Below are 12,295 nucleotides of genomic sequence, written 5' to 3'. Positions count from 1 at the left end.
ATGGCCGTAGACATCCGCGGCATCCTCCCGCACCGTTACCCGTTCCTCCTCGTCGACGCCTTCGTGAAGCAGGAGGGCGACACCTTCGAGTGCCTCAAGAACGTCAGCTACAACGAGCCGTTCTTCGTCGGGCACTTCCCCCAGGAGCCCGTCATGCCGGGCGTGCTGATCCTCGAGGCGCTCGCGCAGGCCGCGGCCGTCGGGGTGGCGGTGCGCGAGGGCGCCGGTGTCGGGGGCGGCGCCGGCGTCGGCTACCTGACGGGCGTCGACGGCGCCAAGTTCAGGCGCAAGGTCGTGCCGGGCGACCAGCTCCGCCTCACGGGCACCATCGTCCTGTTCAGGCGCGGCCTCTGCAAGGTCGAGGCGCGGGCGCTCGTCGGCGACGAGGTGGCGGCCGAAGCGAACCTGTCGTTCATGTACGCGCGTTGATGGCGGAGCGCGAGCGGTCGGACGAGCGGCTCGCCGGTCCCGGGGGGCCGGACGAGTTCGTCGCCGCCGGGGCCGAGCGCGCCGGCAAACCAGCCGGCCGCACCGGGGCACCGGCCGCCGTCGACCCTCGCGCGAGGCTGGGCCGGGGCGTCGAGATCGGCCCGTTCGTGACCATCGAAGCTGACGTCGAGGTCGGCGAAGGCACGCGCCTGCTGCCGGGCACCGTGCTGCTCTCCGGCAGCCGCGTCGGGCGGCGCTGCACGCTCGGGCCTTACGCGGTCGTGGGCGCGGAGCCGATGGACACCGCCTTCCACGGCGAACCGAGCCTGGCCGTACTCGAGGACGACGTGACCCTGCGCGACTTCGCCACCGTCCACCGCGCCACCGGCGAGGGGCGCGAGACCCGCGTCGGGCGAGGCGCGCTCGTCATGAGCTACGCGCACGTGTCGCACAACACGAGCGTCGGCGAACACTGTGTCATCACCACCGCCGTGCAGCTGGGCGGCCACGTGCAGGTCGGTCACCACGCCGTGCTGGGCTCCGGAGCGCTCGTCCACCAGTTCGCGCGGGTCGGCGCCTACGCCATGTTCGGCGCCGGCAGCGCCACCAACCAGGACGTCCTGCCCTTCAGCATGGCGCGCGGGAACCCGGCGCGGCACTACCGCCTCAACGCGGTCGGCCTCAAGCGCAACGGCTTCGCGGGCGAGCGCTACCGCGACCTGGAGCGGGCCATGCGCTTCATGCGCCGTAAGGACCACGCGGCGCTCGCCGAGCTCGCCGCCACGAACGCCGACGCCCGGGAGCTCCTGGAGTTCGTCGCCTCAAGCCGGCGCGGCGTGCTGCGCTTCGTCACGGCCGGCTGATGGCTCGGGAGGAGTTCCAGCTCGTGCTCGTCAGCAACGGGCCGGGCGAGCTGTACACCTGGGTGAGGCCGGTCATCGAGGAGGCCAGGAGAGCGGCCCCTAACACCCGCGTGGCCATCTGCCTCGTCCCGTGCCAGTTCGCCGGCGGCAACGAGGCGAGCATCGCGGCCACGTTCGCCCCCGACGCGCTCACCACGCCCGCCCAGTACTTGCGCGCCGCCGCCCGCGGCGGCGTCCCTGACGAGCTCCGCCCCAGCGAGCCGGGCGTGCCGGGAACCGTCGTCGGCCTCGGCGGCGGCGCGGCGTACGCGGCCGGGCTCGGCAAGCGTCTCGGCTACCCGGCGTTCCGCTACAGCTTCGAGCCCAACTGGCACCCGGGGCTGGAGGCGCTCCTCGTACCAGACGACGCGGTGCGCCGGCGCGCGGTGCGGCACGGCGCGCCGAGCGAGCGCGTGCGCGTGGTCGGCAACCTGGTAGCGGACGCCGTCGGCGACTCCGTGCCGGAGCCGGAGCCGGGCCGGCCCCACGTGCTCCTGTTCGCCGGCAGCCGCGACGCGTTCGCCGTCCACGTCATCCCGCTCCTCATCGCCACCGTCGACCGGCTGGCCGTGGCGCTGCCCGGGGCGCGCTTCGTATGGCCCGTCAGCCGCCTGCTCCAGGCGAGCACCATCGCGGACGGCGTCGCCGGACGCCACGCCGCGACGCTCGGCGGCGTCGCCGGCACCCTCGCGCGGGGCGAGCACGGCGATGTCATCGCTACGCCCGGCGGCGCGTTCCTGGAGCTCGTGCCCGAGGAGGACCGCTACCGGCACATGCGCGCCGCCGACCTCGCGGTCACGATCCCGGGCACCAACACGCTCGAGCTCGGCATCGCGGGCACTCCCGCCCTCGTCCTGCTGCCACTGAACAAGCCTGAGCTCATCCCGCTCGAGGGGGCCGGGCACTGGCTCGGGCTCGTACCGGTCGTCGGGAAGTACCTCAAGCGGCACGCCGTGCGGCTCTTCGTCACGCGCCTCAAGGTCCCCGTCTCGCTGCCCAACCGCGTGAGCGGCGAGGACCTCATGGTCGAGCTGAGCGGCCACGTCGACCCGGAGCGGGTGGCCGACGCCGCGCTCACCCTGCTCCGCGACGAGGCCGACCTGGCGCGCAGGCGGGAGCGGCTGGCGGAGACGATGCCGCGGCGCGGCGCGGCCGCCGAGCTCCTGCGCGCCGTCACGCCCAGCCCGACCGTATGACCGCTCCGACCGCCGCCCCGGACCGGACGGGCGACCTCCTCCGCCCCCGCTCCACGGCGGCGTGGCTCGGCGCGGCCGCGGCCCTCGTCGGCGCGGCGTTGCGGGTGGCGATCGTGCCTCTCTTCGTCACGCCGCTATTCGACCAGGTGCTGCGCTCCCAGGACGTCGCCGCGCTGCCGCGCGTCCTGCTCACGGCGGGGGCCGTCGCGGTGGGTGGCAGCCTCGCACTCTGGGCGCAGGACGCCCTGCTCGGGCGCGCGGCGGCCCACGTTGGCGCGCGCTGGCGCGAGCGGCTGTACGCGCGCCTCCTCGCCGCGGAGCCGGGCACGCTCCCCGCGACGAGCGGGGCGCTCTCCGGCAGGATCGTCACGGACCTGCGCGAGGTCGAGACGTTCTACCGCTTCGGGTTGGGCGCGCTCATCGCCGAGTCGGCGACGCTCTGCCTCATCCTCGCGCTCCTGTTGCGGGCGGACCCCCGCGCCGCGCTGGCGCTCGTGGCGCTGGCGCTGCCGGCGGCCGGCATCCTGCGCCTGCTGGGCCGCAAGCTCGAGCGGGCGAGCCGCAGCGCGCTCGAAGGCAGCGAGGCGGTCGGCCATCATCTCCAGGAAGGCCTCAAGCACCACGAGCTCGTGCGGGCGTTCGGAGCCGGTGACGAGATGCTCAGGCGCTTCGGGGCCGCCAACCGCCAGGTGGAGGTCCAGAGCGCGCGGCGCAGCCTGATCGCCGGCCTGCAGGTGCCCGCCACGCAGGTGCTCGTCTTCGCCGCCATCGGCGTCCTCGTCGTGATCCTCGTCGACGCCGTCGGGCGCGGCACGTTGACGGTGGGGGACGTGGTGGCGTTCCTGACGCTCGTGGCCCTCGCGGCCGCCCCCCTGCAGCTCCTGCCGCATAGTTACGCCATGTACCGCGAGGCGCGTGCTGCCGCCCGGAGGCTGCGGGCGCTGGACGGGGGGGCGCTGGCCGGGGGCGCTCTCGACGCGAGCGCTCTCGACGCGAGCGCTGGCGCGGCAGACGACCGCGCCCGAGCGGCCATGAGCGCCAGGCCCACGACCTTCGAGCTCCTGGACATCGCGACCGACCCGGACCGCCGGCGCGCCGGCTCCGAGCCGGGCGCACGAGGCGCCGGCGCGGTCGGCGGGTCGGTCGGCGCTCCCGCCGACCGCCCCGATGACACCGACCCGCCCCTCATCGTCCTGCGGAACGTCGCCTACGCCTACGTGCCCGGCGTGCCCGTGCTCGAGCGCGTGAACCTGGAGCTGCCGCGCCGCGGGCTCGTCGTCGTCACTGGCGCGAGCGGGAGCGGCAAGACCACCCTCCTGCGCCTCCTCCTGCGCTTCGCCGCCCCCAGCGCGGGCACGATCGAGCTGCGCACGGGCGGTCCGCCGGCGCGCGCGCCAGGCGCGCTGGCGCTGGCCGACGTGCCGGAGGCGGAGTTGCGCGCTCGCCTCGCGTACGTGCCGCAGGGTCACGAGCTCCTCTCCGGCGCCCTGCGCGACGCCCTGAGCATGGGCCGCGCCGTCGGAGAGGCGGAGCTGTGGTGGGCGCTCGAGGGCGTGGGCATGGCGGCCGCCGTCAGGGCGACGCCCGGCGGGCTGGACGCGCCGCTTGGCGAGGACGGCGGCGGCTTCTCCGGTGGCCAACGTCAACGCCTGGCCATAGCCAGGGCCCTGCTCGGCAAGCCGGACGCCGTGCTGCTCGACGAGCCGACCTCGAACCTCGACGACGGCAGCGAGGCGGAGATCGTGGCGCTCCTCGTGCGCCTGGCCTCCGACAGGCTCGTGCTCGCCGTAACCCATCGACCGGCGCTGGCGCGCGCCGCCGAGCGTCTCGTCGTCGCCTCTACCGGAGCCGACGCATGATCTACGACACGGCGCCCGATATCTACGACCTCCAGTACGCCACGTACCGCGACGACCTACCGTTCTACCTGCGCCTGGCCGACGAGTACGGCGGCCCGGTGCTCGAGCTGGGGTGCGGCACCGGCAGGGTGACGGAGGCGCTGGCCAGGGCCGGTCACGCCGTCGTCGCCGTCGACGCCTCCGCTCCCATGCTCGAGCGCGCGGCGGAGCGCCTGGCCGGGCACGACCAGGTGAGCCTGGTGCACGCCGACATGCGCGAGCTGTCCCTCGGGCGCACCTTCCCGCTCGCCGTCGCGCCCTTCAACACCCTCATGCACCTCTACACGCTTCCGGACCAGGACCGCGCGCTCGCGGCGGTGCTCGACCACCTCGAGCCGGCTGGCACGTTCGCGTTCGACGTCTACCAGCCGCACCTCGGTCAGGTGGGCGTGCTCCGGCGCGAGGGCGCGTTAGTGGCCGGTCTGGGGAGGGGCGCCGACCTGTTCCTGGTGCAGGAGCACGACGCGGAGCGCCAGCTCGTGGAGAGCCGCTACTACCTGGACGAGCAGGGGGACGACGGCAGGCTCACGCGCAGGACAGCGACCCTGACGCAGCGTTACTTCGGGCGGTTCGAGCTGGAGAGGGCGCTGCGGCATGCCGGCTTCGCGGACGTCCGGCTGTACGGCGGCTTCGACCTCGGACGCTGGCTCGCAGGCAGTCTCGGCATCGTCGGGATCGCCCGCAAGCGCGGGGCGTAAGGGCGGTCGAGGCGGCGCCGGAGCGCTCGAGAGCGCCCCGGCTCTCCGCCCCCTCAAGCCGCCGGGCCCGAAGAGCCCCTCACACCTCCAACGAGAGCCGCTCGACGATCGTGAGGTCGCGCCTCACGACGATCGCCTCAGGGAGCTTCAAGGACTGCCAGAGCTCGAACGGCTCGAGCCCGTTCGAGCCCGCCAAGGCGAGCGCCATCACCGTGCCGTGCGACACGACCGCTACCCGCTTGCCGGGTCTGGTAGTCAACGCGTCGGCGACGCCCCGGCGGAAGCGCGCCTCGGCCTCCCGCGCAGTCTCGCTCCCGAACACGAGGACGTCAGGGCGGCCGAAGAAACGCTTCACGGTACGCAGGAACTCGGCCTCCGGCATGAACGGGACGTCGTCCCTGTGGTGCTCCTCCAGGTCCGTGCCGGTCGTGGTCGGAACGCCAAGGACGAGCGAGAGGGTGCGTGCCGTGGCCAGGGCCTTGGGCTCGTGGCTGGAGACCACCGCGTCCACCGGCCCACCGGAGCCACCGGCGGGCGCCGCAAGCCGCACGCCGGCGAGCGCCATGCCGAGCGCCGCCGTCAGCTCCATCGCGCCGGGCGCCAGCCGCCACGTGGCGGCGGCCGCGCCGGGAACGGGCGTCGTGGGGGCATGCCGCACCAGCACGAGCTCGCCGCCACCCCGCGCGGCAGCATCAGGGGCGGCGGTCTTGGCCGCGCTCACTCGGCCTCGTCCATGGCGCGCAGGGCGGCGACCGCCGCCACCCCGCGGGGTGCGCCGACCTGCACGTCCGCGAGCGCGTCCTCGAGGAGTTGGGCGGCGCCGATGGCGTCGTAACGGTCGGCGTGCCCGAGCAGCGACGGCCTCAGGAGCACGGGCCCGAGCTCGTCCTGGCCGCCGGCCACTACCGCGCCGCGCGCGCGGGCCGCCTTGACGACGTCGGGGGCGCTCACGCCGTCCGGCACGAGCAGCGCCGCCACGGCGGGGCTCGGGCGGTGCGCCAGCGGCCGCATGCCGAGCGCGACGCCGGCGGCGAGAAGGCCGGCGTTCAGCGCCGCCCGGCGCCGCCACACCGCCTCGAGACCTTCGGCGAGCAGGAGCCCGAGGGCGACGTCGAGGCCCGCCACGAGCGACACCGCCGGCGTGTACGCCGTCTCCCCCGCGGCCTGCTTGCGCCGCTCCCGGTGGAGATCGAGGTAGTAGCGCGGCTGAGCGCTCTTGGCGGCGCGCTCCCAGCCGCGTTCCGAGAGCCAGACGAACGCCAGCCCCGGCGGCGTCATCACGCCCTTCTGCGAGCCGGACACGACGGCGTCCAACCCCCACTCGCGCGGGCGCAGCTCGGCGCACGCCAGGCTCGTGACGGCGTCGACGAGCACGAGCGCGTCGGGCCGCTCGGCGCGCACGAGCGCGGCGAGGGCCTTCACGTCGTGGAGGGCGCCCGTCGAGGTCTCGCTATGCACGAGCGTCACGGCGGCCAGGTCAGGCAAGGCGCGGAGCCTGTCCGCCAGCGCGGCGGCGTCGAACTCCGCGCCGAGCTCGGCCGTGAAGCGCTCGACGGCGTAGCCGAGGCGCTCGGCCATGCCGGCCCAGCGCTCACCGAACTTGCCGGCCTGTAGGGCGAGCACCGTGCCACCGGCCGGCACGCTGCTTACGAGGGCCGCCTCGAAACCGGCGGTGCCGCTGCCCGTCACGATCAGCACGTCGTCGCCCGGCACCATGAAGACCCGGGCCAGGCGCGACCTGGCGCTGAGGAACGTCTCGCGCGCCGCGGCGGCGCGGTGATGGGGCACGGGGCGCGCTACGGCCTCCAGGACGGCGGGCGGTACCTCGACCGGGCCGGGGGCGAGGAGGCGCTCCCTGAAGCCCGCGGCTCCCCCTGCGCGCTGGGCCCTCGGCGCGCCGTTGGAGCCGGCGGGGCGCTGGGGTCCGGTCACAGGCGCACCAGGCGTAGGCTACGGATCACGTCGGTCATGCCGGCGAGCACCTCGAGCACCGCCTCGCTCGGCGCGGAGTCGAGGCTGACGACGAACATGGCCAGGCCGTCGTCGCTCACCCTGGAGAGCTGCATGCTGTTGATGTTCACGCCGGCGTCGCCGAGCACGGTCCCGACCCGGCCGACGGCCCCGGGCCTGTCGACGTTCGTGCAGACGAGCATGGCGCCCTCCGGGCGGATCTCGAGGTTGTAGCCCTCGATGCTCGTGATGCGCGGCTGACCGGCCAGGACGGTGCCGCCTACGCGCGTGACGCCCTCGGCCGCCTCGACCGTGACAAGCACGTGGGTCGTGTAGCCGCGGTTGGCGGTCGAGGTCGCCTTGCTGACCCGGATGTCGCGGTCGCGGGCCAACGACGGCGCGTTCACGTAGCTTGGCGGGGTGTCGAGGAAAGGCTCCATGAGGCCCTTCACCACGGCGGTGGCGATGGGGTCGGGGTCCAGGGGGAAGTCGCCCGAGAACTCCACCTCGACGGCGTGGACGCGCCCGCGGGCGAGCTGCGTCGCCATGCCGCCCAGGCGCTCTCCTAGGGTGAGGTGGACGCCGAGCGCGGCCATGACGCTCGGAGCCAGGGCGGGGGCGTTGACGATGCCGACCGAGTAGTCGCCCTGCAGGACCGCCAGCGTCCGCTCGAGTATCTGCTCCCCGACCCGGTGCTGCGCCTCGCGCGTGTTGGCGCCCAGGTGCGCGGTCAGCACGACATCGTCGCGTAGCAGCAGCGGATGGTCGGGGCGCGGCGGCTCGAGCACGTAGACGTCGAGCCCCGCTCCGAAGAGCCGCCCGGACTCGAGGGCGGCGAGGAGCGCGTCCTCCTGGATGATGCCGCCACGCGCGGCGTTGACGACCACGGCCCCGACCGGCAGGGCGGCGAGCTCCTCGCCGCCGACCATGCCGCGCGTCTCGTCCGTCAGCGGCGTGTGGACGGTCAGGAAGTCCGACCGCGCCAGCATGGCGTGCAAGTCGTCGAACAGCTCGACCTTCAGCTCGTCGGCCCTACGTCGGTTGATGTACGGGTCGTACGCCGCCACCTGCATCCCGAGGCCCTGCGCCTTGCGCGCCACGAGGGAGCCGATGCGCCCGAGGCCGATCACCCCGAGCCGCGCCGACTCGACCTCGCGCCCGAGGTAGGCGCGGTCCCACTTGCCGTTCCTGAGGAGCTTGTCGGAGCGCGCCACGCCGCGCGCCGCCGCGAGCATGAGCGCGATGGCGAGCTCGGCCGCCGAGACGTTGTTCGCGTCCGGAGCGTTGACCACCAGGATGTCGCGCCTGCTCGCCGCGTCCAGGTCGATGTTGTCGACCCCCACCCCGCCGCGCCCGACGACCTTGAGCCGCTTGCCGGCTTCGAGCAGCTCCTCGTCCACTTGCGTTCGACTGCGGGTGATGATGGCGTCGTAATCGCCTATCACTCGCAGGAGCTCGGCCCGGCCGATGCCGGCGCGGTCGTCCAAGGTCGCTCCGGGATCGGAGAGCACCCCGAGTTGGATGTCATCTGTGACGAGGATGCGCATCATACCGCGCGACTCTACTACTTTCGCCGGAGCATGTCGGGGGCGGCAGGGGCCGCGCGCGTCGCGGCCTCGACCCGCCGGCGACCCCGAAGGGCCGTTCGGACGCGGCCCTGGACTACCGCCGCCTCAGCGGATGAAGCCCGTCACGGTCCAGCCGGTGGGCACCGGGAAGGAGTCCACGCCCAGGACGTCCATGAAGAGGTCGCCCTCGAGTTGGGCCAACGTGACGTGGTGGGCCAGCGCGGCCTCGAGCGTGGCGCGCGCCTCCTCGCCCAGGTCGGTGAGCACCGGGTAGAACGTGAGGTCGACGCGCGACGACTCGCCCGCGGCCAGGGGCACGGGGCTCATGTCCTCGGAGGCCACGTGCCACCGCCCGAGCGCCAGCGTCAGGTCCTTGCCGTAGAGGAAGTAGCCGATGTCGCCGGGGTTCACGGCCTGGAGCACGAGCTGCACGACGGGCACGTCGGGGCGGAGCATGAACACGCGGCTCTCAGCCTCGTCGAGGCGCAGCAGCGGCGCCTGGACGGTCTGCCGCGCCAGGGTGGCGCCGCTGACCAGGACCTTGCTGCGGGTCTCGTACACGTGCGTGGGTGTGGAGAAGCGCATGACGCCCTCGACCCTGAACTGCAGGGGCCGGCCGGCGAACGCCCGTGCCGCCGCGCCGAGCAGGTCCGGTTGGCCGGCTAGCGAGGTGGCGATGTCGAACTTCATGGGCGTGGTGGAGGCGGCCTCGAGATAGACGTCCGGCGCGAGCGCGCCGCGCACCACCTGCTTCCCTTCCAGGTAGACGACGTACGTGACGGTCTGGAGCCTTATGCCGTACTCGTTGGGGTTACGCGCCAGCGCCCCGATCGTGAGCTCCAGCCGCCCACCAGCGCCGGGCGGATCGAAGCGTTCGATACTCGTCTGCCCGGGCACGAGCTCGAACTCGACCGGCAAGGCGGTGCCGATGGCCTCGACCGTGCGCACTTCCGTGCGCGGGGCGCAGGCCGCGAGGGCCGCGAGCAGCAGCCAGAGGGCGGCGGGATGGTGAGAGACGGACCTATACCCCACGATGGCTAGAGTCTACTATCCGCGCCGTCACGGCTGCCGCCGCTCACCGGTGGGCTCGCTCGGCGCGCGTGCGGCCGGCGCGAACGGCACGAGCAGCGCCGCGAAGAAGACGCTGGCCAACACGTACGCCGCGCCGGCGAGCGCGTCAGGGGCGTACTCCTTGGGCCCCCACGCCGGACCGAGCGTGACGGCTTCCAGCACCGCGTAGGCGAGGGTGGCGAGGAGGGGCATGACCACGGCCAACCAGGGGCGCTTCCGCGTGAGCGGGCCGGCGCCGATCGCCGCCGAGACGACGATGAGCAGCGCGCCGGCGACGAAGACGAGCACGCGCGTGCCCGGCAGCCCGGCCCGGCTCGCGAGGCCGACGAGGTAGCCGGCGTGGGCGACGAGCGGCGCGAGGGCGATGGCGGCGAGCGCCACGAACCGCCGCCGCGTGAGCGCCACGCGCAGGGCGAGGCCGACGAGGAGGCCTGCGAACGCGGCCAGGAACCCGAAGCGTAACAGTAGCCTCATACAGCTGGCCTCATCTATATGACCTCCCTGACCATCACGGCGCGGCTGCGCCGCCGCAGCTCGGTGACGAGGCGCGCCGCCCACGCCGCCTCGAGGTCGGGGTCGGCCTCGAGCATGCGCTGGGCCAGCGCGCGCGCCGCCTCGATTATGGGGCCGTCCTCGACGATGTCGCCGACCGTCAGCTCGGGCAGGCCCGACTGGCGGGTGCCGCGCAGGTCGCCGGGGCCCCTGAGACGCAGGTCGACCTCGGCGATCGTGAAGCCGTCGGCGTGCTTGACGAGGACGTTCAGGCGTTCGCGCGTCTTGCGGCTCGTGTCGCCGGCGACGAGCACGCAGTGGCTGGCTTGCGCGCCGCGCCCGACCCGGCCGCGGAGCTGGTGGAGCTGCGCGAGGCCGAAGCGCTCGGCGTTCTCGACGATCATGACGGTGGCGTTCGGGACGTCGACCCCCACCTCGATGACGGTAGTGGTCACGAGCAGGTCGAGGTCGTGCCGCCGGAAGGCGCCCATCACGGCGTCCTTCTCCGCCGAGCTCATGCGGCCGTGCAGGAGCCCGATGCGGACCGCCTCGGGCAGGATCTGGCGCAGGTCCTCCTCCAACCGCGTGGCGGCCAGCACCTCGTCGAGCGCCTCGCTCTCCTCGATGAGGGGCGTGACGACGTACACCTGACGCCCCTCGCGGACCTGCTCCCAGGCGAAGCGGTAGACGTCGCGCCGCTTGTTCGCGCTCATGAGCGCCGTCTTGATGGGCACCCGCCCGGGCGGCAGGCCCGCGATGGTGGTGAGCTCCAGGTCGCCGTAGTCCGTGAGGGCCAACGACCTGGGGATCGGCGTGGCGCTCATGACGAGCACGTCGGGCATCGACTTGATGAGGGCGCGCCGCTGCTCGACCCCGAAGCGGTGCTCCTCGTCGATGACCGCGAGCCCGAGGTCCTTGAAGGCGACGCCTTCCTGGATGAGCGCGTGCGTGCCGACAGCGAAGTCGGACTGGCCGGAGCCGATGCGCTCCCTGGCCGCCCGGCGCTCGCCGGCCGTCATGGCGCCCGTGAGCAGCTCCATGCGGACCCCGAGCGGGAAGAGGTAGTGCCGGAGGTTGGCGAAGTGCTGCCTCGCGAGGATCTCGGTCGGGGCCATCAGGGCGGCCTGGGCGCCGTTGCGCACGGCCACGTACACGGCCGCGGCGGCCACCGCGGTCTTCCCCGACCCGACGTCGCCCTGCAGGAGCCGCGCCATCTGCCTTGGCTGGGCGAGGTCGGCGAGGATCTCGCGCAACGCTCGCGCCTGGAACTCCGTCAAGCTGAACGGCAGGGTCGAGAAGAAGTCGTCCAGGTACTCCTGCCGCACCTCGAAGGCCCGCGAGACGGCCGCGCGGTCGCGGCTCCGCAGGACGGCGAGCTGGAAGAACAGGAAGTCGTCGAACTTCAGGCGGCGTAGGGCGGCCTTCAGGGCCTCCTCGCCCGCGGGGAAGTGGGCGGAGCGCACGGCCGTGTCGAGGGGGACGAGGCCGTTGTCCTCGAGGATGGAGCGCTGAAGGTAGTCCGGGACGGTCGGCAGGGCGTCGAGGAGGCGCCTGGCCGCGCGCCGCAAGTACGCTTGGCTCAGCCCCTGCGTCGTCGGGTAGATGCCCACGATGCGCCCGAAGGAGAGTGACTCGCTGTCGTCGTCGACCTCGAACCCTTGCACGCTCAGCTCCAGGAGCCGCCCGTGGCGCTTCACCTTGCCGGAGAGGACGAGCTTCACTCCGGGGAACAGCTGCTTCTCGAGCCACGGCTGGTTGAACCATACGGCCGTGAGCCGCGCGCCCCTGCCGTCGGCCAGCGCCGCGCGCGTGACGTGCAGGCCGCGCTTGGTGCGGTTGCCGATCCTGCTCGTCACCTGCCCGGAGACGGTGGCGACCGCGCCGTCCTCGAGGCTGCCGTAATCGGGGAGCACGCGCCGGTCCTCGTAGCGCCTCGGCAGGTGCAAGAGGAGCTCGCGGTACGTCGTGACGCCGACCTCGGCGAGCTTCTTGGGCGCCTGGGCGCCCAGGTCGATAGCGCGCGAGTCCAACCGCGCGTCCAAGTCGAAGACGGTGCCCATCGCCCTGCGAGTCTACGCCAGCGCCTCATGC

At 73.7% G+C, this 12,295-nt stretch carries 11 protein-coding genes; 5 read left to right on the top strand and 6 right to left on the bottom strand.

Features of this window, described 5'->3' with window-relative positions:
• From fabZ to M9914_01015, 5 genes are read left to right on the top strand one after another with little or no spacing between them, the layout of a single operon-like run.
• A complete protein-coding gene (gene fabZ / locus M9914_01035; GenBank protein MCO5172754.1) occupies positions 1-429 on the top strand; it encodes a 3-hydroxyacyl-ACP dehydratase FabZ in 429 nt (142 codons plus the stop codon).
• Positions 429-1,292, top strand: a complete 864-nt coding sequence (gene lpxA, locus M9914_01030) for an acyl-ACP--UDP-N-acetylglucosamine O-acyltransferase (GenBank protein ID MCO5172753.1) — start codon at positions 429-431, stop codon at positions 1,290-1,292. Before fabZ ends, lpxA begins: the two co-directional genes overlap by 1 nt.
• Positions 1,292-2,527: a hypothetical protein gene (locus tag M9914_01025; GenBank protein MCO5172752.1), complete on the top strand. Its 1,236-nt coding sequence runs from the start codon at positions 1,292-1,294 to the stop codon at positions 2,525-2,527. The genes lpxA and M9914_01025 overlap by 1 nt, the downstream gene beginning before the upstream one ends.
• Positions 2,524-4,386: an ABC transporter ATP-binding protein/permease gene (locus M9914_01020; GenBank protein ID MCO5172751.1), complete on the top strand. Its 1,863-nt coding sequence runs from the start codon at positions 2,524-2,526 to the stop codon at positions 4,384-4,386. The genes M9914_01025 and M9914_01020 overlap by 4 nt, the downstream gene beginning before the upstream one ends.
• Entirely contained in the window at positions 4,383-5,123 is a 741-nt protein-coding gene (locus M9914_01015) for a class I SAM-dependent methyltransferase (GenBank protein MCO5172750.1), read from the top strand. Before M9914_01020 ends, M9914_01015 begins: the two co-directional genes overlap by 4 nt.
• Positions 5,124-5,202: 79 nt before the next feature.
• Here M9914_01015 and M9914_01010 read toward each other — a convergent pair whose 3' ends face one another.
• From M9914_01010 to recG, 6 genes are all read right to left on the bottom strand, one after another.
• Positions 5,203-5,844, bottom strand: coding sequence for a histidine phosphatase family protein (locus tag M9914_01010; protein MCO5172749.1), 642 nt, complete (start codon positions 5,842-5,844; stop codon positions 5,203-5,205).
• Positions 5,841-7,055 carry an aminotransferase class V-fold PLP-dependent enzyme gene (locus M9914_01005; GenBank protein ID MCO5172748.1) on the bottom strand — a complete coding sequence of 405 codons (1,215 nt, stop codon included), beginning with the start codon at positions 7,053-7,055 and terminating at the stop codon, positions 5,841-5,843. Before M9914_01005 ends, M9914_01010 begins: the two co-directional genes overlap by 4 nt.
• On the bottom strand, positions 7,052-8,623 hold the full coding sequence (gene serA, locus M9914_01000) for a phosphoglycerate dehydrogenase (GenBank protein ID MCO5172747.1): 1,572 nt from the start codon (positions 8,621-8,623) through the stop codon (positions 7,052-7,054). The genes M9914_01005 and serA overlap by 4 nt, the downstream gene beginning before the upstream one ends.
• A 123-nt stretch (positions 8,624-8,746) precedes the next feature.
• Complete coding sequence (locus M9914_00995) at positions 8,747-9,673, bottom strand: LEA type 2 family protein (protein ID MCO5172746.1); 927 nt, start codon at positions 9,671-9,673, stop codon at positions 8,747-8,749.
• A gap of 27 nt (positions 9,674-9,700) precedes the next feature.
• Positions 9,701-10,186 carry a hypothetical protein gene (locus tag M9914_00990; GenBank protein MCO5172745.1) on the bottom strand — a complete coding sequence of 162 codons (486 nt, stop codon included), beginning with the start codon at positions 10,184-10,186 and terminating at the stop codon, positions 9,701-9,703.
• A gap of 14 nt (positions 10,187-10,200) precedes the next feature.
• On the bottom strand, positions 10,201-12,264 hold the full coding sequence (gene recG, locus M9914_00985; GenBank protein MCO5172744.1) for an ATP-dependent DNA helicase RecG: 2,064 nt from the start codon (positions 12,262-12,264) through the stop codon (positions 10,201-10,203).
• Between the last annotated feature and the right edge of the window lie 31 nt (positions 12,265-12,295).

The sequence above is a fragment of the Trueperaceae bacterium genome, assembly GCA_023954415.1.
In the GTDB taxonomy this organism is placed as follows: Bacteria; Deinococcota; Deinococci; order Deinococcales; family Trueperaceae; genus JAAYYF01.
Note: the sequence above shows the minus strand (reverse complement) of the source record. Positions and strands in the feature narration are given on the sequence as shown.